Source organism: Streptomyces sp. ADI95-17, from assembly GCF_003846175.1.
In the GTDB taxonomy this organism is placed as follows: domain Bacteria; phylum Actinomycetota; class Actinomycetes; order Streptomycetales; family Streptomycetaceae; genus Streptomyces; species Streptomyces sanglieri.
Window position 1 is genome coordinate 835,682 of sequence record NZ_ML123050.1, and the last position, 20,597, is coordinate 856,278.

The following is a 20,597-nucleotide window of genomic DNA, read 5'->3' on the forward strand; positions in this document are numbered from 1 at the left end:
ACGGTGGGATCCGGAACAGTCTGCCGTGCGGCGTCACGGCATGGAGCGGCGGGGCCGGGTGCTGTCAGGTGCACCCGGCCCCGCCCGTTGTGGGGTGGATCAGTCGGTCAGCTGGACGGCCCGCAGGCCGGTGGCGCTCTTGGAGTTGTTGGCGATGGCGGCGCCCCACTCCGACCAGCCGCGTGCCCGGCCGTCGTTGTCGCTGTCGTTGACGACGAAGCCGAGTCCGATGGACGCGGTGGGCTTGCCGGCGAGGCCGAGCGAGGCCCACGGCACGGTCACCGTGTAGCGGGTGGTGGTGCCGTCACGGGTGATCTGCGCGGTGGCGCCGGGGGTCGGTCCTGCGGACTGGCCGGAGGGCGCCCGCCAGGTGTAGACCTGCGGCTTGCCGCCCACGAGCGAGGCGCCGAACTCGACGTACTGCTTGCTGCGGCCGGGCACCTGGGGGGTGACGGCGAACTGGATGCTGTCGCCCTGCCACATGTTCTCGGCGGTGGTGGCGGGCTGTGCCAGTGCGTTGTCCGTGATCGCGCCCTTGAGCACGAGTCCGGCGTCGGTGTACTGGGGCCGGACGGCGCCGGACAGGTCGGCCGCGCCGTTGTAGCCGCCCGTGTACTTCACCGAACCGTCGCCGATGACATCGATGGGTGTGGTGGTGTCGGTGCCGGCCGGCTGGACGGCGCCCCAGCCGTTCCAGGCGCCCACCGCGGTCCTGGCGCCGTCGGGGGTGTTGATGTAGGCGGCGGTCCAGTAGCGCTTCCACTGCTTGATGTTGCGCGCGTCCACGGTGTACGAGGCGCTGGACTCGGCGCCGACCTTGATCGGTCCGTCGACGGTGCCCCGGTCCAGGTAGGTGTCGCCCGAGTTCACCTGCCAGTCCAGCTTGGTGAGTTCGAGCGGGCCGCGAACGCGGTTGTTGGTGACGGTGACCTTCAACGCGGCGGCGAACGGGGCCGCCTTCTTCACCACCGGGTCGAAGGTGACCTGGGTCGGCGGCACCACCTCGGTGTCGGAGGTGAGGCGGGCGAGGTTCAGCGGCCCGAGTCCGACGGTGCCGCTGACCGTGCGCGGGCCGGTGAGGGCCGAGGTGGGCAGCTGGATGTTCCGGCGGACGACCTTGCCGGGCTTCGCGGTGACCCGGTACTTCTCGCCGGCGACCCGGAAGTCGTAGCCCAGCGGCAGCGTCCGGCCCTTGGTGCCGTCCACCTGGAGCACCGCGTCGACGGTCTCCTCCGTGTTGGAGTGCTGCGGCAGCCGGAGGGAGAACACAGGGCCGCCGACGGCCTTGACCGCGGACACCGCGCCCTTGACGTACAGCACCTTGCCGTCGATGCCGAGCTGCACCTTGCCGCCGACCGGGAGGTAGGTCTTCTCGTGACCCAGCTGGTCGGTGACGGTGACCGGGCCGCTCGCCGAGAGTTCGGCCGTGCCCGGGGTCGCGGCCGTGGTGTACAGGGCCCGGACCGTGTCGTTTCCGGTGCCGAAGCGGTACGAGCGGACGTCGGCGGAGCCCGCGTCGTCGCGGCCGGCGTAGGCGCGGCCCGCGAGCTGCCGGATCAGCACGCCCTCGGTGACCACGGACGGCTTGGGCTGCCAGGCCTTGACCTCCGCGGTGGGCCGCTTGAAGGCGCCGAAGTTGTGTTCCTTGTTGGTGGCGTCGGTGCCGTCGTTGGTGAGGTCGTACCAGTAGTAGCGGTTGACGCCCGAGGCGAACGAGAAGATCTGGGCACGCGGCACGTACGCGGCCTGCTGGGCCGGGGTGACGCCGTCACTGTGGGTCGGGTAGCCGTTCTCGGTGATCCACAGCGGGAAGTTCTTGCCGCCCGCCGCGTCCAGATCGGCGCGTACCTGCGGCAGCTTCTCCAGCGCGGTCTCGGGCGGGGCGGGGTAGCCGTAGTGGTGAACGCTGAGCGCGTTCATGTACTTCAGGCCGCCGATCGCGTACAGCCGCTTCAGCCATTCGGTCTGGAGGCCGGCCAGGCCACCGCCGACGACGACGGCGTCCGGGACCTTGGCGTGCACCTTGCCGTAGCTGGCCTGGAGCAGCTTGAGGTAGCAGTCGGCGGTGATGCCGCAGGTGCCGTTGTTGAAGCCGGTCGAGTTGTACTCGTTGTAGATCTCGATTTCCTTCGAGGACTGCTGGTACTTCTCCACAGCGGCGGCCGTGAATTTCCCGTACGCCTCAAGGGCTTCGGCGGAGGCCGGGGTCCGGTTGCCGTCGTAATTGGTGTTCCGGTAGCCGGAGATGGGCAGGGCGGTCAGCCCCTGCGACTTGGCGTACGGGATGTGCTGGTCGGTGGAGTAGTTGCTCCAGGAGTATGTGCCGGGGGTCTTCTCGATGGCGCCCCAGTTGATGTCGGAGCGGATCCCGTGCATGCCCATCAGCTTGACCGAGCGCAGCAGCTTCTGGTCGTCGCCGTCGTTCCATCCGTAGTGGATGCCGGTGCCGAAGCGGGTGTCCTGCTGTTCCTTGCCGGTCAGCGCGGTCAGTACGCCGAAGTTGGCGGTACGGGTGGTGGTGCCGGCGGTCGCCGTGAGCGTGTAGTAGCCGCTGCCGAGCTTCGTCACGTCGACGGTGGCCGAGCCGCCGGCGACCGGGGCGGTGCCGGACGCGACGGTCAGGCCCTGGTCGTCGATGGCCTTCCAGGCCACCGAGGCCTGGTCGGAGCTCAGGGTGATCTTCGCCTGTCCCTTGACGAAGATCAGGTCGGGCGAGGTGACGGTGAGGGTGCCGGCCGCGTGGGCGGCCGGGGCCGTGCCGGGCAACGGAGCCGCCACCAGCAGACAGCCGAGCAGGGCAGCGGCACTGCCCCATGCGGCGGGCCGCCGGGAGCGACCCCTTATTCTGGCCGGAACCAGAGGACCTGGCCGGATCGTGCCGTTCTGTTCCATCGAGGCAACCTCTCGATCGGATCGGCGCGGTGCGTTTCGGTGGTTCCCGGGTGGAGGTGTGCTCCGTCGGCTGTACCCCGGCGGAGCACACCGGCCCGTGTGCCGTCGGCGCGCACCGCTGCCGCCGTCGGCCGGCGCGGACGGGGGTCCGCGCCGGTACCCGGGTGGTGCCTCATCCCTTGAGGCCGGTGAAGCCTCCCCCGCCGCGGACGATCTGCCGTTGGAAGATCAGGAACAGCACGACCGGGGGCAGGATGGCGAGCAGCATCCCGGCGATGAGCAGCGACTGTTCCGCCGTTTCCGCGAGGCGCGGCAGTGCGGCGGAGATGGGCTGCTTCTCGGTGTCCGGGATGACGATCAGCGGCCAGAGGAAGTCCTTCCAGGAGTTCATGACCGTCAGCAGGGTCACCACCGCGAGGATCGGCTTCGACATGGGCAGCACGATCCGGCGGAAGATGGTGAACGGCCCCGCCCCGTCGACCTTGGCGGCCTCGAAGAGTTCGCGCGGGATGCCGTCGAAGAACTTCATCACGATCAGCACGGTGAAGGCGCTGGCCGCGTGCGGCAGCCAGACGCCCCAGGGGCTGTTGGCCAGCGAGATGCCGAGGCCCGGCAGGTCGAGCACGGTGAGGTAGAGCGCCACCAGGGAGATGGAGCCGGGGATGAACAGGGTGGCGAGCACCAGCCACCGCACGGGCGCCGCCCACTTGGGGCGCAGCACGGAAAGTACGTAGCCGCCGGTGGTGGCGACGACGAGGTGTGCGACGACCGATCCGGTGACCAGGACCACGGTGTTCCAGAGGTACTGGCCGACCTGGAGTTCGCTCCAGGCGCGGGAGAGGTTGTCCCACTGCGCGTGGTCGGGCCAGAGCGCCAGCGGATCGCGCAGCAGTTCCTGGGTCGGTGAGACGGCGCCCTTGAACGTCCAGTACAGGGGCGCCGCTCCGAAGGCGAGCAGCAGCAGGAGCGAGAGGGTCTGCACGGAGCGGAGCGAGAGGCGTACCGAGGTCCGCCGCCGGTCGGCGCCGGAGATGAGTCCGCGTGCGCTCTCCTCGGAGCGGCCGGCGCGGCGGGTGCGAAGGGGGGTCTGTACGGCCATCAGTTGCTCCAGCTCCTCGTCGCCCGCAGATAGATCGCCGAGAGCACGCCGAGCACGAGGGCCAGCATCACGCTGAGCGCGGTCGCGGCTCCGAAGTCGCCGTTCTGGAAGGCGTAGTTGTAGATCAGCATCAGGATGGTGAGGGTGGAGTCCTCGGGACCGCCGTCCGTCATCACGAAGGGTTCGGTGAAGATCTGCAGGGTGCCGATGATCTGGAGCAGCAGCATGATCAGGATGACCCCGCGCAGCGACGGCAGGGTGATGTGCCAGACCCGGCGCCAGATGCCCGCGGCATCGATCTCGGCGGCCTCGTACAGTTCGGTCGGTACGGAGCCGAGTGCCGCCAGATAGATGATGACCGTGGAGCCGAAGCCGGCCCAGGTCGCCTCCAGCACGATCGACAGCATGGCGGTGTCGGTGGACTGGAGCCAGGGGTACGGGCCGAGGCCCACATGGGCCAGCAGCTGGTTGAACAGCCCGGCGTCCGGGTCGTAGAACACCTTCCACAACAGGACCGACACGACCGGCGGGATCGCCACCGGAAGGTAGGCGAGGATGCGGAACAGGGTGCCGCCGCGCCGCAGTTCGGAGATGAGAACGGCGAGGAAGAGCGGCACCGGGAAGCCGATCACCAGGGCGAGCACGGCGAACAGCGCGGTGTTCTTGACGGCCGTCCACAGCAGCGGGTCGTCCAGCACGTGCTTGAAGTTGTCCAGGCCCACCCAGGTGGCGGGGTCGACCAGATTGGTCTGCTGGAAACTGAGCTGCACGCTCTGGACGATCGGCCACCACGAGAAATAGGCGAAACACAGCACCATCGGCAGGCCGAACAGGATGGTGGTGACACCTCCTTGCCTGACCCAGCGGACGAAGCGTTCCGCCGGGCCGCCGCGGTGCGGGGAGGCGGTGCGCGGCGGCCCGTCGGAGGTCCGCGGCAGGTCCGCGGAGGGGTCGACGGAATGTTGTTTCCTCGTCCGGTCCTTCTGGGTGCGGTTCCCGGCGGGCGCCGCAGGCGCTTGTGACCTGCTCATTGACGTCTCCTCGCCTCTCCTCGTGCTGTGCTCACTGCCTGATGTCCGGACGCTCCGCTGCCGGAAGGGGTGCTGGTCCCGCAAGGGGCACTAGTTCTGCGCCCGCTCCACCTGGGACTTGACCTGTGCCGCGGCCTTCTTCAGCTGCTCCGCCGGGTCGGCGTCCTGGCGGGTCAGTACGGCCTGCACGGCGCTGTCGAGGGCCTTGTAGACGTTCTGCGCCTCGACGGGCGGCTCGATGGCCAGTTCGTAGTCGCCGAGCGTGCTGCTGTACGGGGCGAAGTTCCCGACCGGCACATTGGCCTGCTTGTTGACCGCGGCGTCGACCGGGCCGGCGATGGCCGGCTTGTAGAACGGCACGGCCGGCACGCCGATGGCGGCGCCGTCCTTCTTCTTGGCCGCCGCGTCCTTCTCGGCGAGCCCGGCGTCGTACTTGGTGGAGAGGTAGTAGAAGTCGATGAACTTCGCCGCGGCCTCGCGCTGTTGTGCAGTGGCCCTCGGGCTGATCACCGCGATGGTGCCGCCGGCCAGGGTCCGCTTGCTGGTGCCGTCGACGGGCATGGCGCCGAGGCCGATGGTCTTGGGGTCGCCCTTGTACTGCTGGATGTAGTGGCCGACCATGCTCGGTCCGGCGATCGTCATGCCGATCTTCCCGGCGGAGAAGTCCTTCTCCATGTCGGTGATGTTGCGCAGCTGGTTCTTGCCCATCGAGTCGTCCGTCCAGCGCATGTCCTTCAGCGCCTTCAGCGACTTCTCCGCACCGCTGCCTGAACGGTCGAAGGTGTTGGCCCACTTGCCGCCGGACTGTTCCTGCATGCTGTCACCGAAGGAGTACGCCATCGCGGTGAGCATCCAGCCGCCCGCGTTCTCCTTGGTCATCTGCGCGTATCCGGTGGCGTCGGTCTTCTCGGAGATCGCCTTGGCCGCCGTACGGACCTCGGCCCAGCTGGTCGGCGGCTTGTCCGGGTCGAGTCCGGCCTTCTCGAACAGTTCGCGGTTGTAGACCAGGCCGAGGGCGTACTCCTCGGTGGGGATGCCGTAGAGCTTGCCGTCCACGCTCTTCGCGGGCCCGAGCGCGACGTCGTTGAAGTCCTCGTTGTGCTTCAGCGTCTTGAAGTCCGAGGTGAGATCGGCGATCTGCCTGCGCTTGATCAGACCCGACATCTCGGTCAGCGGTACCCGTACGATCGTCTCCAGACTGCCGCCACCCACCTTGGTCTGGAAGCTCTGCTGGTCGTACTGGTACTCGTTCGTCTTGATCTTGATCTTGGGGTTCGCCTTCTGGAACTCCGCGACCCGCGCTTCGAATGTCTTGAGCGCGGCCGCGTTGGTGGCGGGCGGGCGCCCGGAGACGGTGATCGTCACCGTACCGTCGGCGGCCGCGTCGCTGCCGGAACCGGAACACGAGGCAAGCACGCAGACGAGCGCACCCGCGGTGACGCCCGTCAGGGCGATGCGCAGGGAGGGTCTCATCGGGACTCCATTCAGGGGCAGACCGGAAACCGGCTGGAAAGCGTTTTCCAGCCGGGGTCACCTTGCACCGCCCGATATCGCCGCGTCAATGGGTTTGGTGCGGGCTTCTGACCCGGAGCCCAACGTATGCCTCTTGCCGCAGCGTAGACGTCGGCTTAGCCTCTGGAAAACGTTTCCCAAGCGTTTTCCGAAGATCGTCGGCCCGACGATCGCGAGCTGGAGGACATCCCGTGCACCCTGCCTGGTCGGCCGCCGAGTACGATCGCGCCCTGCTGCGAGCGGCCCTCGCCGAGGGCGATCGCTGCTGGGACGCCGAGGCGAACCTGCTGCAGGTCGAAGCCCCGTACAACCCCATCCACACCAACATCAAGGGCGGCCCCGCCCACCCCACCCGCAACTCCCTGCACTACGCCCTGCTGCTGCTGGAGCGGGGCGGCGAGGGCGACGCCGAGCGCGCCCACTCGGTGATCCTGCGGATCGCCGGGCTCCAGGACCGGTCGCCGGAGAACGCCACCTACGGGATCTGGGGCTACTACGCCGAGGAGCCGGCGGCGGAGATGGTCCCGGCCGACTGGAACTGGGCGGACTTCCTCGGCATCGCGCTGCTGCTGGTGCACGCCCGCCACGGCGACACCCTGCCGGCCGAGGTGGGCCACGAGCTGCGGGAGTCGCTGCGGCACGCGGCCGCCTCGATCGTCCGCAGGAACGTGCATCTGACGTACACCAACGTCGCCGTCATGGGCACCTTCGTGACGCTCGCCGCCGGTAAACTCCTGGACGACGAGGAGCTGTTCGCGTACGGCAAGGACCGGATGGTGCGGCTCACGCGGGCCATCGACAGCACCGGCAGCTTCACCGAGTTCAACAGCCCGTCCTACTGGGGCGTCGTGCTCCAGACCCTGACCCTGATCAGGGAGCACGTCGACGACGAGGAGGTCCTTGAGCTCAACGACCGGCTGCACGACCGGCTCTGGCTGCACTTCCTGGCCCGCTGGCACCCGCCGACCCGTCAGCTCTCCGGCCCGATGGCCCGCTGCTACAGCAACGACCTGGGGGTGCCGCCGTTCCTGGCGAAGGCGGTGCGCGGGGAGCTCGGCGCGCCGGTGCCCAGCCCGGTCCGGGGCGAGATGGCGACCGGGGTGGAGTCCTGCGTGGACTACCGGATGCCCGACTGGGTGCTGCCCCGGCTGCGGGAGCTGGCGGGCGAGCGCGAGCACCGGGAGCTGTTCACCGAGACCCCGTCCCCGGAGACGGGCACCACCTGGCTGGACGCGGTCACCACCCTGGGCAGTGTGAACCACCAGGACACCTGGCTGCAGCGGCGTCCGCTGTTCGGCCACTGGGTGCGCCCGGACGGGACCTCCGGGCATCTGCACGTCCATCTGATGAAGGACGACGGGGCGGAGGACTTCGACTTCGCCTCGGGCGTGCTCTCGACCGTGCAGAGCGGTCCGCATGTGGCCTGGCTGGCGGGATTCGCCTGCCCGGCGGGCGACCGGCACCACCACCTCGACATGATCGAGCCGGGCGACCGGTTCCGGGCGCGGTCGCTGCGCCTGGTGGTGGACGCGATCGGCGCGCCGCCCGTGGCGGAACCGTGCACCCTCGACGGCGGCGTCGAACTCGACCTGGGTACGGCCCGGCTGGACTTCAGGCTGGCCGGCGGTGCGTTCGGCGGCCGTACGCCGACGCTCCGGCTGGTGCCGCGCGCCGACGGGGTACGGATCGAGGTGGTGCTGTTCGAGAGCACGACCCCGGCCGAGCTGGACTGGGCGGAGCTCGGCGACACGTTCGCGGCCGGGACCCTGTCCCTCGTGGCGGCCGGCGCGCGGCAGGGCGCGGAGCCCATGCCGGATCCCGAGGCGGCCGCGGACGGGGACCACGCCGAGGTGCGCTGGACGACCCCGCAGGGGCACCGGCTCACCGTGCGCGGCGGCCGGTCGGTCGTCTCCCGCGAGGAGCACACCGCACTGCACTCCGCGACACTGGACGGCGCGGCGCCGCCGTCGCCCCGTCTCTCGGATTCACTGCTCGTTCCGTAACGCACCGGTCGCAGCCGGTCGCGGGGGCAACCCGCGGCCGACTGCGTCCGTGTGAGCGCGCATCGCAACCGCCCCGTGCGGGTTCAGCCGGGCCGGCCGGTGGTCACCGGCGCACGAATTTCACCGCGTCGGCGTGCACGCACCCTGTGCCGCTGGCGGTGAGGGAGACGGCGGCGCCGGTGCCCTCGGCGTAGGACCGGGTACCGAGGGAGGTCCAGCCGGAGCTTCCGGTGCGTTCGTCGAGGGTACTCGTGGTCACCGTGCCGTTGTTGTCGAGTGCGACCCGGGCGGCGGGGTCACCGCCGGGCGTGGCCGTCTTGCGGAGGAAGACCTCGTACGTTCCGGCGGAGCGGAGGCGGGGCCGCCAGGTCGCCGTGGCACCGGCGTCGCAGGCGTATGTCATCGGCGAGTCCTTCGTCCAGCCGGAGAGCGAACTGGCCGACCAGGTACCGGAGGTGGAGTAGCCGTAGGCGGCGGGGCCGTCGTTGTCGACGTAGTAGTCGCGCTGCCAGTAGCGGACGTAGTCGAACTGCATGGCGGACGGCAGCCTGGTCGCGTCCGGCACGGCCCCGTAGGCGATGGAGGTGAGCCAGACGGCGGTGTAGTCGTGCGTCCACTGACCGGGGGTGTAGGCGGCGGTGTACTTCAGGGTGCCGTCGAGGTAGAACTTCACACCGCTCTCGGACCAGTCGATCCCGTAGGTGTGCCACTGCCGCAGGTCGAGGCCGCTGTCGTAGGTGCCGGATCCGTAGTGCACCGGGCCGGTGGAGCCCGACCCCTTCCAACTGTGCACGTTGTGGGCGAGCTCGGTGGGGTTGACCGAGTCGATCTCGAAGCCGTCGACCTCGGTGCGCTGGTCGGCGGGGAACGTGGTGCCGCCGTCGCCGCCCATCAGCCAGAACGAGGAGTGCCAGCCGCTGCCGTCGTTGATCCTGGCGCGGGTCTCGTAGTAGCCGTAGCGCAGCCGCTGCTTGCTGACCACTCCGCCGCCGGTGAAGTCCTTGCCGGCGTGGCTCTCCTTCTTCAGGTTGATGCTGAGGCTGCCGCCCGACTCGGTGACGTTCTCCTTGCGCTGCGCGCTGTAGGCCTTCACATCGGTGCGAAAGTTCCACTTGCCGGTGTCGACGGCGGTGCCGTTGAACTCGTCGCCGAAGGCGAGCGTCCAGCCGTCGCCGGGTGGGGACGCCTCGGCCGCCGTGGCCTGCGGGGTGATCCCGCCGGCCAGGGCCAGCAGCCCGGCGGCCACGACTGCGAGCGTGCGCGGGGTGCGGGCCGCTCTCTTCATGCCGTACTCCTTCGTCGTCCGACGGTCCGATTGCCTTGCCACGCACTCAAGTTGTGCAACTCGGATGCGCAATGCAGGAAGCGTGTCCATATACCGAGGCTTCGTCAAGCATTCGCGCAGACCGTTCCCCAGATTCGTCCCATCCGAGGGTCGGCACAGTCGAAATTCATGAATGTCGATCCTGCATGTCGCACGTCGGATTCACTGGAATGGGAGTCTTCACCGCCCGGGCGTCGCGCCCATCACGCTCGGCGGTCTCAGGCGGTACCGGCCGGCTCGGCCAAGCCCGAGGACGCCATGCGGGAGCAGGGACAAGGCCCTCTCGACACTCTGCGTGCCGGCTCCCGCGACCCGAGATGTACCGTCCACATGGTGGACGCCACGTCGATGACACCCTGTCGTGAGAGGTCCCGGACGTCCCGGCGGTCAGCCGTACGAGGAGCGAGGACGCGCCGGGTGAGGTATTCCGGAAGCATGGCTTCCCCGCGGTTCCTGGAGTCGATCCGTGAGTCCCGACGGCGCAGGAACGCGCTCGTGGCGACGCCGTTCGCGCTGATCGCCGCCGTCACCGTGGTGGACATCATCGCGCCGCCGGACGTCCATCTCGGCCCGTTCCTGGTGGCGGCGCCCGCGCTGGCCGCCTCGTTCACCGGGCCGCGCATGACCGCCTTCGTCGGGGTGGTCGCGGTGCTCGCGCAGTCGGTGGTGGCGGTCGAACGTACCGGTCTCAACGATCTCAATCACACCTACCAGATCGTCGCGCTGGTCCTCATCTCCGCCTTCGTCACGTTCTTCGCCCACCTGAGAGTCCGCAACGAGCGGGCCGTGACCCAGCTGCGTTCGGTGGCCGAGGCCGCGCAGCGCGTGGTGCTGCGTCCGCTGCCCGCACGGAGCGGCCCGCTGCGCATCTCCTCGGTCTATCTGGCGGCGGAGGCGGAGGCGCAGATCGGCGGCGACCTCTACGCAGCCGCCCGCACCATGGGAGGCACCCGGCTGATCATCGGCGATGTGCGCGGCAAGGGGCTCGCGGCGATCGGTGAGGCGGCGAGCGTGCTGGGTGCCTTCCACGCGCTTTCCCGCCAGCGGTGGCTGCTGCCCGATCTGGTGGGCCATCTGGAGACGAGCATCGCACCGGACCCCGACGACACCGACACCGCCTACGCGGGCACGGACGGGGACGAGGAGGACGACCCGAACCTCGCGGAGTCGTTCGTCACCGCGGCCGTGCTCGACATCCCCGACGACGCCGCCGAGATCCACCTGGTCAGCTGCGGTCATCCGCCGCCGCTCCTGCTGCGGGCCGGTGAGGTGATCCCGCTCGATGTGCGCACACCGGCCCCGCCGCTCGGTCTGGCGCGCCTGGTGGTCACCGAGCACACGGCGGAGACGTTCGGCTTCGAGGCCGGTGACACGCTGCTCCTGTACACCGACGGCGTGATCGAGTCCCGGGACCGGTCGGGGCGCTTCTATCCGCTGCGGGAACGGGCCGCCTCGCGGTTCGGCACGGGCCCCGAAGCGCTGCTGGAGTCGCTGTGCGCCGACCTGTTGCACCACGCGGGCGGTCGCCTGGGGGACGATGCGGCGCTGGTCGCCATCGAGCGCCTGCCACGCTCCGGATGAATGCTCCCGGCCGCCGCGTGCGCCGCGCCGTCGGCTCAGCTCTGCCCGGTGCCCAGGCGGCGTGACACGGAGCGCAGCCAGGGGTGACGTTCGTGGAGCTGCGCGGAGCGCCGGTCGAGCTCCTTGCCCAGGCGTTCCGAGCGCTTGTCGATGTCGAGCTCGTCCAGGATCCGGTCGATCTCGGCGAGCAGCGCCCCGTGCAGCTGCCACTGCCGGGGATGTTCCTGGACGTTTTCGAGGAGCAGATCGGCCACCCGGTCCCTGGTCGCGCGGCTGACGGCGAGCGCGTCGGCCAGCCCGGCCTCCGCCTCCTCGGCGTTCTCCGCGAGCGGGGTGGTGATCAGCTCGGAGAAGCTCTCGACGGCGTCGGCCAGCTGTCCGAACAGCTCGGTCAGGGACTCGGCCACGTCGGCGGGGAACAGCGTTTCGTCGGTACGGGCCTTGGCCAGGTCGGTCAGCGTGCGCGACAGGACCCGCAGCACCACGGCGCAGATCTCCAGGGTGTCCAGACCGGTGCGGAGCACGACCCGGTAGAGCAGTCCCTGCCGGACCCGCGGATTCAGCGTGAGGCTGTCCTCCGCCTGCCGCAGCGAGGCGTCGACCTCCACGATGTCGTGGTCGAGGCGGCGGGCCGCGTGGAGCCGGTCGGCCGCCCGCTCGACGGAGATGTGCCCGCGCACGTCCGCTCCCGTCGCACGGAGCATCCCGCCCATCTCACGGGCCAGACCGTCGATGGAGGCGCCCGCGGGCTGCACCCACACGGGAGGCGCCAGCAGCAGGTTGAAGAGCAGCCCCACTCCCGCGCCGATCAGGGTCTCCAGCACCCGGTCCCAGGCGGTCGAGGCGACCTGTGAGACACCGAGCACGAGCATCGCGCTGATCGCGACCTCGGGGACGAACTCGCCGACGCGCACCAGCCGCCCGATGATCAGCGAGGCGAAGATCGTCAGCCCGAGGCTCCACCAGTTGAGGCCGACCAGCGCGGTGAACGCGCTGGCGATGAGCACCCCGACCACGACGGAGTTCACCCGGCGGATCCCCGTGGTGAGGGTCGCGTAGAGGGTGACCTGTACGACGAGGAGCGCGGTGAGCGGGGCCGTGAGCGGTGCGGGATGGGGCAGGGCCCACACCGCCACGACATAGGCGATGACGGCGGCCGCCGTGGAGCGCAGGGTCTGCGCTCCGACGGGCTCGGTCGTCCGCCGGACGAGCTCGATCACGGGTGCGGATACTCGTGCCATTTCTTTCCCATGCCCGCCCGTGCGCGGCACGGGCGCCCCGGTCCGGCGACACCCTCCGTACGGAGGACGCCGTCCGCCGGGGTCAGGGTGCGAGGGTGCCGAGCAGTTCCTCGACCGTGGGGGTGGACCGCATCTCGTCGGCCAGGCGGCCGGCCCGGGCCCGGTACGACGGCTCCTGGAGGATCAGCTCGGCGGCCGCGCGGATGCTTCGCACGTCGTCGGGGCCCAGCACCGCCGGTTCGTCCACCGGGGCGCCGGTCGGGGTGATCGCCATCCCCGCCCCCGCGTCGGTCACCAGCCGGGCGTTCACCGGCTGGTCGGCGAAGAGCGGGACGCAGACCAGCGGGACGCCGGCCGCCAGGGCGCCGAAGACCGTCCCGGATCCGCCGTGGCAGACCACGAGGGACGCACGGCACAGGACATCCGCCTGCGGCACCCACTGCTCCACCCGGACATGGGACGGCAGCGGTCCGAGGTCCGCCGCCTCGACGAGGTGCCCCGTGGTGAGCAGTACCCGCACCGGCAGTTCGCTCACCGCCTCGACGAGCGCCCGGTACAGGCCGACCGCGGTCGGCATGGCACCCGCCTCGGTGCCCAGGGTGAGGTTGACCAGCGGCTGCTCCGCTCCGCCCCACCGGTCCGGCAGCGCACCCGGCCGGAGGGTCTCGTGATAGCGGTGGGTCACGGCGTACTGCGAGGGGTCCAGGGAGGCCGGGAGGCGGGTCAGGTACGGGGTGGCGAGCAGCCGTTCCGTGATGCCGGTTCCGTACGGTTCGAACACGGGGGTCATCAGGGAGTCGGTGGACCGGATGAACCGCGCGGCCGAGACCGCGACCCGGAGCCGCGGGATCCCGTGCCGCTCGGCGGCCACCACCGACGAGAACTCGTACGCCTCGTGCACGACGAGGTCGGGCCGCCAGTCGCGGCACGCCTCCTCCAGCGCGGGAAGCATCGCGGCGATGCCGAGCCGGCCGAACACCTCCGTGACCATCATCGCGACGCCGTCGTCCGGGGCCAGCGCCAGCACGCGCGCCTTGGTCCTGCCGAGCTCCTCCTCGGGCGGCTCCCCACCGATGCGATACGGCTGCTTCCGGGACGCCAATAACGATTCCAGTGCCGGTGGGGCGACGACGAGGACGTCGTCGCCCCGTGCCGTGCACGCGTCGATGAGTGGGACAAGCGGGTGGAAGTGGCCCGAGCCGCGGGTCGAGGCGAAAAGTACACGCATGGGACAGAGCCTAGGGATGTTCATCTGCCGCCCACAGGACAGCTTTCCGCCTGATTTCGGCGCGATTCCGGCGTCTGCCCGATGTTTGCCGCCGCGGCCTCCGGGGGCGCCCCGCAGGCTGTGCCGCCCGTTGTCACACCCCTGTGCCAGGCTCTTCCACAGACGTCGTCAGGGCGTCCTCCGCCTCTCAGGACCGGCCGCAGCCACAAGCTGCCGAAGGAGCGCACATCATGTCCGGCACCGACGCCGTCCGTACGTCACTGGCAGCCGTCGCATCGCTTCTCGCTCCGGCCCGTCCGGCCGTCGGTGAGCGGGTGTTGCTCGCCCACGACGATCCCGAACGCTATGTGAACACGTATGCGGCCCAGTTGGCGAACCGGGGCATCGCCGGGCCCGTGCCGAACCTCGCCCGGACGGCGCTCGTCGATGCCCTGGGCGAGCACCGATTGCTCGCGGAGTGCGACTGGAAGGAGCAACCCGCGGAGATACGGGCCCGGTTGGAGAAGCTGGACTCCCGGCCGTCCGTGGACCCCTGGGTGTTGTTCGGGGCCCGCGACATGCGTCTGCGGACGGCCGCGTTCCTGGAGGCCTGCGGTCGCCACTACCGGGACGTCGGCGCGACGCTCGCCGTGCTCGACACCGATTCGGACTGCTGCCCGGTGGTGTGTCTGCGTGCCGCGAGGGCCGGGGAGCTGACGGCACTCGCCGGTCCCGCGGGCATCGCCGTACGGATCCTCGGAGCCTGAGCCGCCCCGCATCCGCATCCGCATCCGCATCCCACTGTGCGATTCCCGCCCCGTTCGCCCGCCGGGCGCCGTCCCGGTCGGCTCACGCGCCGCGGGCCCGGGCGGCGAGCACGGCGGCCAGGACGCCGGGCAGGAGCAACAGCCCGAAGGCTGCGGCGTAGCCGATGTGGTCGTTCGAGCCGCCGCTCAGGAAGGCGTTGAAGACGGCTGAGGCGACGCCCAGGACCAGGATCTGGCCCAGGTTCTGGTTGGTCTGCATCGCGCTGCTGGCGTAGCCCTGCCGGCCGGCCGGGGCGTGCGCCAGGGACAGCACGGTGAGGGACGGGGCGAGCAGCCCCATGCCGACCGCCGCGACGACCATCGACGACGCGGCGGTGACCGCCGGCACCCCGGGCAGCGACCCGACGGCGGCGATCACGACCGCCACCACCTGCACCAACGCCCCTACCACGACCAGACGGTGACGTGGCGTCCGTTCCGGCAGACGGCCCTGCACCCAGGAGGAGGCGGCCCACGCAACGGCGGCGCCGGTGAAGGCCAGACCCGTCACGACGGGGGCCACGTCCCGGTCGGTGACCAGCATCAGCGGCACGAATGCCTCCAGCGTGAAGAACACACCCGAACTCAGCCCGCGCAGCAGCACGGTGGCGGGCAGTCCGTGTGCGGCACGCCAGGTGCCCGCCGGCAGCAGCCGGGAGGCGAACAGCACCATCAGCGCGAGTCCCGACACCGCGAACAGCAGATGACGCGTGTCCCAGCCCGACACTCCGTACTGGCCCAGGGCCGCACCCACGCTCACCGCCACCGCGACCGTCAGGGCGGGGCGCGGGGTCCTCTCCTCGGACAGCGCGGGCGCGGCCTTCCAGGAACGGCCGTTCAGCAGGGCCACGACCGCCAGCGCCGGAAGCGCCGTCAGGACCGCCAGGCCGTAGAACACCGCACGCCAGGACCACCACTCCGCGACCAGCCCCGCCATCGGGGGGCCGACGAGCGACGGAATGATCCAGCAGGCGCTCATCAGCGCCAGGGCGCGCGGCTGAAGCCGCTCGGGATACGCCTGGCCGATCGCGGTGTTGATCGCCACCGCGACCATCCCGCCCGCCACTCCGTCCACGAAGCGCCCGGCGGCCAGTTGCCAGATCGAGGTGCTGCTGGCCGAAACCAGCAGAGTGACGACGGCCAGCACCATGCCCGCCGCCAGCGGTCGATTGGCCCCCGCACGGTCCGCCCAGTGACCGCCCAGCACCCCGCCCAGCAGACTCGCGGCCACGAAGCAGCCCGCCACCAGCGGGAAGAGCGACACCCCGTCCAGATCCCGGGCGGCCGTCGGGAGTGTGGGCACCACGGCCAGTGCGGCGAGGCCGGTCAGGAACATCACCGCGGCGAAGCTGGAGGTGGGCGCCGCGTACGTCCGGGAGAAGATGCCGTCGGTGTCCTCGGGCCGTAAGGGCGGAAGATCCGCTGCCTTCGTACGTCTGCCGCCGTCCGGCGCGGCCGGGTCCGTGAACGTCGGGTGCGGGTCGCGCGATGGGCTCTTCGGGGCATCGGTCACAGGCGCACAAGCTACGTCGGCCGCACGACCGCGTGCCACCCGTTTTCCGCGCACACCGCCACCCGGGGAAACGGGCCGGGGCCGCCGACGGTTTGCCGGAACGGCAACAACGCTCGCGTGGCCCCGGCATCCGTCGCATGATCGGGACCACGCATCGGGTCCGCGTGATGGATCGCGGCCCGCGCAACAGATCGAAGGATCAGGAGGATCCATGTCGCAGCCCGCCCGGGTCACGGACTTCAGACACCGTACGGTCCCCTCTCCCGCCGGCCGGATCCACCTGGTGGAGCAGGGTGTCGGGCCGCTGGTGCTGCTGGTGCACGGGTTTCCGGAATCCTGGTACTCCTGGCGCCGCCAATTGCCGGCGCTGGCCGCCGCGGGGTACCGGGCGGTCGCCATGGACGTGCGGGGCTACGGGCGTTCCTCCAGTCCCGAGTCCGTCGACGCGTACCGGATGCTCGACCTGATCGAGGACAACGTCGCCGTGGTGCACGCGCTCGGCGAGGAGACCGCGGTGATCGTCGGACACGACTGGGGGTCGACGATCGCCGCCGACTCGGCCCTGGTCAGGCCGGACGTCTTCCGCGCGGTGGGTCTGCTGAGCGTTCCCTACGCGCCACCGGGCGGGCCACGCCCCAGCGAGGTCTTCGCGGGGATGGGCGGGGACGAGGAGTTCTACGTCTCCTACTTCCAGGAGCCCGGCCGGGCCGAGGCCGAGATCGAGCCGGACGTCCGGGGCTGGCTCGCGGGCATCTATGCCGCGCTGTCCGCCGACACCATGCCCGCACCGGACGCACCCGATCCGCACTTCGTGCGGCGCGGCGGAACAATGCGTGAGCGGTTCCCCGCCGGCCGGCTGCCCGCCTGGCTCGGCGAGGACGAACTGGACGTCTACGCCGCGGAGTTCGAGCGCACCGGAATGAACGGGGCGCTCAACCGCTACCGGAACATGGACCGGGACTGGACGGATCTCACTGATTTCCACGGCGCGCCCATCACCCGGCCCGCCCTGTTCATCGGCGGCGGCCTCGACGCCTCGACCACCTGGATGTCCGGGGCGATCGAGGCGTACCCGACGACCCTGCCCGCGCTGGATTCCTCACACATCCTCGAAGGCACCGGCCACTGGATCCAGCAGGAACGCAGCGAGGAGGTCAACAGCCTCCTGACCGGCTGGCTCGGCTCCCTGCCCCGCTGAGGCCGGATGGGTCGCGGGGCGGGCGCGCGGTACGGCGGCCGGGAAGCGGACCGGAGCGCCGGGGAAGGGGGCCGACCCTCGGGGAGTCGGGGCGCAGCCGGGCCACTGCCCGTACTTCGATCCTCGCCCCGGACCGCGTGGTTCGCATCCCGGCGCCGGTACATGAGGGTCACCCGCTCCGGCCGGTGGGCCGCGCCCCGGCCGTGCGAGGCGCGGCCCACCGTGAAGCGTCCGCCGTCCTGGAGCCGTCGGTGCGGATTCACCGACGGCCGGGGATCACAGAGTCCGTTCGAGGCGGTCGGCCATCAGCCTGACGAAGCGTGACGGGTCGCCCAGTTCGCCGCCCTCGGCGAGCAGCGCCAGATCGTGGAGCAGCTCGGCCGTCTCCTGGAGTCCGGTGCCGTCTGTCTCGCCGCGTTCGGCGTGCGCCCGGTTGAGGCCGCTGACCAGCGGGTGCTCCGGGTTGAGTTCGAGGATGCGCTTGACCTGGGGAATCTCCTGGCCCATGGCCCTGTACATGTTCTCCAGGGCCGGTGTCACGTCGTGCGTGTCCGAGACGATGCAGGCGGGCGAGACGGTGAGGCGGGAGGAGAGACGCACCTCCTTGACGGTGTCGCTCAGCCGGTCCGTCATCCAGCCGAGCAGATCCGCGTATTCCTGCTGGCGGCCCTCTCGTTCGGTCGCCGCCTCCTTCTTCTCCTCCTCGGTCCCGAGGTCGACCTCGCCCTTGGCGACGGACCGCAGCTTCTTGCCGTCGAACTCCGGCTCGGCCTCGACCCACACCTCGTCGACGGGGTCGGTCAGCAGCAGCACCTCGACGCCCTTGGCCCGGAACGCCTCCATGTGCGGGGAGTTCTCGATGGCCTGACGGGACTCGCCCGTCAGATAGAAGATGTGCTCCTGGCCGTCCTTCATCCGCTCCACGTACTGCCGCAGCGTGGTCGGCTCGTCCTTGTCGTGGGTCGTGGCGAAGGACGAGACACCGAGAATGGCCTCGCGGTTCTCGAAGTCGCTCAGCAGCCCTTCCTTGAGGACGCGGCCGAACTCCCGCCAGAACGTGGCGTACCGGTCCGGCTCGGCGGACATCATGTCCTTGACAGTCGACAGGACCTTCTTCGCCAGCCGCCGGTGCATCAGCTGGATCTGGCGGTCCTGCTGGAGGATCTCGCGCGACACGTTGAGCGACAGGTCCTGCGCGTCCACGACACCCTTGACGAAGCGCAGGTACGGCGGCATCAGCGCTTCGCAGTCGTCCATGATGAAGACGCGCTTCACATAGAGCTGGATGCCGCGCTGGTACCCCTGCATGAACAGGTCCTGGGGCGCGTGCGACGGGATGAAGAGCAGTGCCTGGTACTCGAAGGTTCCCTCCGCCTGGAGGCGGATGGTCTCCAGAGGGGCACTCCAGTCGTGGCTGATGTGCTTGTACAGCTCGTGGTACTCGTCGTCGGTGACCTCGTCGCGCGAGCGCGCCCACAGGGCCTTCATCGAGTTGAGCGTCTCGGGCTCGCGCGGGGCGTCGTCGGCCCCTTCCTCGCCGTCCGCGCCCGCCGCGGCCTCGGGGACCATCCGGACGGGCCAGGTGATGAAGTCCGAGTAGCGCTTGACGATCTCCCTGATCTTCCACGGGGAGACGTAGTCGTGCAGCTGGTCGTCGGTGTCCTCCGGCTTGAGGTGGAGCGTGACGGAGGTTCCCTGGGGTGCGCTGTCGACGGTCTCGATCGTGTACGTGCCCTCGCCGGACGACGTCCAACGGGTGCCCCGGCTCTCGCCCGCGCGCCGGGTCAGCAGCGTGACCTCGTCGGCGACCATGAAGCTGGAGTAGAACCCGACGCCGAACTGACCGATCAGCCCGTCGGCCGCGGCGTTCTCCTCGGCCTCCTTGAGCTCCCGCAGGAACTTCGCGGTGCCCGAGTTCGCGATGGTCCCGATGAGCTGGACCACTTCGTCGTGAGACATCCCGATGCCGTTGTCCCGCACGGTCAGGGTGCGGGCCTGCCGGTCGGTCTCGATGGCGATGTGGAGGTCGGACACGTCCGCGCCGAGCGAGTCGTCGCGCAGTGCTTCGAGCCGCAGCTTGTCGAGCGCGTCGGAGGCGTTGGAGACGAGTTCACGCAAGAACACGTCCTTGTTCGAGTAGATCGAGTGGATCATCATCTGCAGAAGCTGGCGCGCTTCCACCTGAAACTCGAACGTCTCAGTGGGCATATCCGTGATTCCTTCTCAGGTCCGTGGTCGTGGATCTGGCCTGAGCACTTTAGATCAGCCGCTGATCACTCCGGGCCACTACCCCGAAGCCCACTGTTTCCACGGCTCCGCCCGGCGCCCGCTCAGGCCGGCGTCACCGCGTAGCCGTCGGCCGTCCAGCCGCCGTCGCTGACCAGCACCTGGCCGGTGATGTTCGCGGACACCCCGGAGGACAGGAACAGGGCGAGATTGGCGATGTCCTGCGGGGTGCCGAGGCGGCCGCGCGGGGTGCGGCGGCGCAGCGCCCCGGTGTCCAGGCGCCCGGCGTCGGAGAGCCGGGTCAGCAGGTCGGTCTCGACGTATCCGGGTGCGAGCGCGTTGACCCGGATGCCGGACGGGGCCCACTCGACGGCCAGGACCTTGGTGAGAGCGGCGACGGCCGCCTTGGTCGCGCAGTACGCCGCGCGCTCGGGGCCGGCGGTCACCCCGTACATCGACGAGGTGGTGAGGATGACACCTCCGTCACCCTCGCGCATGATGCGGGCGGCGGCGCGCGCGCAGACGAAGACCCCGGTGAGGTTGACGTCCAACGCGGCGTTCCAGCGGTCCAGTTCGAGGTCCAAGGACGGCGCGTTGGCGGAGACACCGGCGTTGGCGACCATGACGGACAGCTTCCCTGTCCGGGCGGTGAACGCGGTGAGTGCGGCCGTCACCGCGTCCTGGTCGCTCACCGGGGCCGCGGCCGCCGCGATCACCTGGCCGGGGTGGCGTGCCGCCAGTGCCGGCCGCACCCGGTCCAGTTCGTCGCCGTCGAGGTCGAGCAGCAGCACATGGCATCCGGCGCGGGCGAAGGCGTCGGCCATCGCCAGGCCCAGGCCGCGGGCGGCGCCCGTGACGCATACGGAGCTGCCGCTCAGGTCGGGGTAGACCGCCGCTTCGGTCGTCATGTTCGGTTCCGTCACCACTTGCTCCGCCGTGTTCTCCGTCGTGCTCCGCTCCGGTG

At 70.3% G+C, this 20,597-nt stretch carries 14 protein-coding genes; 4 read left to right on the forward strand and 10 right to left on the reverse strand.

Annotation, left to right across the window (positions count from 1 at the left end):
- Window positions 1-99 precede the first annotated feature (99 nt).
- From EES42_RS34505 to EES42_RS34520, 4 genes are all read right to left on the reverse strand, one after another.
- Window positions 100-2,892, reverse strand: coding sequence for a hypothetical protein (locus EES42_RS34505; RefSeq protein ID WP_164495425.1), 2,793 nt, complete (start codon window positions 2,890-2,892; stop codon window positions 100-102).
- A 172-nt stretch (window positions 2,893-3,064) separates the two neighbouring features.
- Complete coding sequence (locus EES42_RS34510) at window positions 3,065-3,991, reverse strand: carbohydrate ABC transporter permease (protein ID WP_124722127.1); 927 nt, start codon at window positions 3,989-3,991, stop codon at window positions 3,065-3,067.
- Window positions 3,991-5,022 (reverse strand): carbohydrate ABC transporter permease, encoded by a 1,032-nt coding sequence (locus tag EES42_RS34515; RefSeq protein ID WP_124722128.1) that lies wholly within the window; start codon window positions 5,020-5,022, stop codon window positions 3,991-3,993. The genes EES42_RS34510 and EES42_RS34515 overlap by 1 nt, the downstream gene beginning before the upstream one ends.
- A 90-nt stretch (window positions 5,023-5,112) precedes the next feature.
- Complete coding sequence (locus tag EES42_RS34520; protein WP_124722129.1) at window positions 5,113-6,495, reverse strand: extracellular solute-binding protein; 1,383 nt, start codon at window positions 6,493-6,495, stop codon at window positions 5,113-5,115.
- 230 nt (window positions 6,496-6,725) lie between these two features.
- Between EES42_RS34520 and EES42_RS34525 the strand changes: the two genes are divergently transcribed.
- The gene (locus EES42_RS34525; protein ID WP_124722130.1) at window positions 6,726-8,537 is read left to right on the forward strand and encodes a hypothetical protein; all 1,812 of its coding nucleotides are present in this window, start codon (window positions 6,726-6,728) and stop codon (window positions 8,535-8,537) included.
- A gap of 103 nt (window positions 8,538-8,640) precedes the next feature.
- Here the strand turns inward: EES42_RS34525 and EES42_RS34530 are convergent, their stop codons facing one another.
- Complete coding sequence (locus EES42_RS34530) at window positions 8,641-9,822, reverse strand: glycoside hydrolase family 16 protein (RefSeq protein WP_124722131.1); 1,182 nt, start codon at window positions 9,820-9,822, stop codon at window positions 8,641-8,643.
- Window positions 9,823-10,296: 474 nt separating this feature from the next.
- Here EES42_RS34530 and EES42_RS34535 point away from each other — a divergent pair, with 474 nt between their 5' ends.
- Window positions 10,297-11,442, forward strand: coding sequence for a PP2C family protein-serine/threonine phosphatase (locus EES42_RS34535; protein WP_124722132.1), 1,146 nt, complete (start codon window positions 10,297-10,299; stop codon window positions 11,440-11,442).
- 35 nt (window positions 11,443-11,477) lie between these two features.
- On the opposite strand, the gene EES42_RS34540 is transcribed toward EES42_RS34535, so the two are convergent.
- Together EES42_RS34540 and EES42_RS34545 are read right to left on the reverse strand one after the other, a co-directional pair.
- Window positions 11,478-12,683, reverse strand: coding sequence for an FUSC family protein (locus tag EES42_RS34540; protein ID WP_124722133.1), 1,206 nt, complete (start codon window positions 12,681-12,683; stop codon window positions 11,478-11,480).
- Between the two features lie 82 nt (window positions 12,684-12,765).
- The gene (locus EES42_RS34545; protein WP_124722134.1) at window positions 12,766-13,911 is read right to left on the reverse strand and encodes a glycosyltransferase; all 1,146 of its coding nucleotides are present in this window, start codon (window positions 13,909-13,911) and stop codon (window positions 12,766-12,768) included.
- Between the two features lie 230 nt (window positions 13,912-14,141).
- Here EES42_RS34545 and EES42_RS34550 point away from each other — a divergent pair, with 230 nt between their 5' ends.
- Window positions 14,142-14,657, forward strand: a complete 516-nt coding sequence (locus tag EES42_RS34550) for a DUF6630 family protein (RefSeq protein ID WP_124722135.1) — start codon at window positions 14,142-14,144, stop codon at window positions 14,655-14,657.
- A gap of 82 nt (window positions 14,658-14,739) precedes the next feature.
- On the opposite strand, the gene EES42_RS34555 is transcribed toward EES42_RS34550, so the two are convergent.
- Window positions 14,740-16,032 (reverse strand): MFS transporter, encoded by a 1,293-nt coding sequence (locus EES42_RS34555; RefSeq protein WP_124722246.1) that lies wholly within the window; start codon window positions 16,030-16,032, stop codon window positions 14,740-14,742.
- A gap of 388 nt (window positions 16,033-16,420) precedes the next feature.
- On the opposite strand from EES42_RS34555, the gene EES42_RS34560 reads away from it, so the two are divergent.
- On the forward strand, window positions 16,421-17,407 hold the full coding sequence (locus EES42_RS34560; RefSeq protein WP_124722136.1) for an alpha/beta hydrolase: 987 nt from the start codon (window positions 16,421-16,423) through the stop codon (window positions 17,405-17,407).
- Between the two features lie 276 nt (window positions 17,408-17,683).
- On the opposite strand, the gene htpG is transcribed toward EES42_RS34560, so the two are convergent.
- Window positions 17,684-19,615 (reverse strand): molecular chaperone HtpG, encoded by a 1,932-nt coding sequence (gene htpG / locus EES42_RS34565; RefSeq protein ID WP_124722137.1) that lies wholly within the window; start codon window positions 19,613-19,615, stop codon window positions 17,684-17,686.
- 122 nt (window positions 19,616-19,737) lie between these two features.
- Window positions 19,738-20,541, reverse strand: a complete 804-nt coding sequence (locus EES42_RS34570) for an SDR family NAD(P)-dependent oxidoreductase (protein ID WP_124722138.1) — start codon at window positions 20,539-20,541, stop codon at window positions 19,738-19,740.
- Window positions 20,542-20,597 lie beyond the last annotated feature (56 nt).

Excerpts from the sequence above, each read along its gene's own strand:
- EES42_RS34505 (WP_164495425.1), bottom strand. The coding sequence starts at position 2,892 with ATGGAACAGAACGGCACGATCCGGCCAGGTCCTCTGGTTCCGGCCAGA.
- EES42_RS34555 (WP_124722246.1), bottom strand. The coding sequence starts at position 16,032 with ATGTTCCTGACCGGCCTCGCCGCACTGGCCGTGGTGCCCACACTCCCG.
- EES42_RS34520 (WP_124722129.1), bottom strand. The coding sequence starts at position 6,495 with ATGAGACCCTCCCTGCGCATCGCCCTGACGGGCGTCACCGCGGGTGCG.
- EES42_RS34560 (WP_124722136.1), top strand. The coding sequence starts at position 16,421 with ATGTCGCAGCCCGCCCGGGTCACGGACTTCAGACACCGTACGGTCCCC.
- EES42_RS34550 (WP_124722135.1), top strand. The coding sequence starts at position 14,142 with ATGTCCGGCACCGACGCCGTCCGTACGTCACTGGCAGCCGTCGCATCG.
- EES42_RS34545 (WP_124722134.1), bottom strand. The coding sequence starts at position 13,911 with ATGCGTGTACTTTTCGCCTCGACCCGCGGCTCGGGCCACTTCCACCCG.
- EES42_RS34510 (WP_124722127.1), bottom strand. The coding sequence starts at position 3,991 with ATGGCCGTACAGACCCCCCTTCGCACCCGCCGCGCCGGCCGCTCCGAG.
- EES42_RS34530 (WP_124722131.1), bottom strand. The coding sequence starts at position 9,822 with ATGAAGAGAGCGGCCCGCACCCCGCGCACGCTCGCAGTCGTGGCCGCC.
- EES42_RS34540 (WP_124722133.1), bottom strand. The coding sequence starts at position 12,683 with ATGGCACGAGTATCCGCACCCGTGATCGAGCTCGTCCGGCGGACGACC.
- htpG (WP_124722137.1), bottom strand. The coding sequence starts at position 19,615 with ATGCCCACTGAGACGTTCGAGTTTCAGGTGGAAGCGCGCCAGCTTCTG.
- EES42_RS34535 (WP_124722132.1), top strand. The coding sequence starts at position 10,297 with ATGGCTTCCCCGCGGTTCCTGGAGTCGATCCGTGAGTCCCGACGGCGC.
- EES42_RS34570 (WP_124722138.1), bottom strand. The coding sequence starts at position 20,541 with ATGACGACCGAAGCGGCGGTCTACCCCGACCTGAGCGGCAGCTCCGTA.
- EES42_RS34515 (WP_124722128.1), bottom strand. The coding sequence starts at position 5,022 with ATGAGCAGGTCACAAGCGCCTGCGGCGCCCGCCGGGAACCGCACCCAG.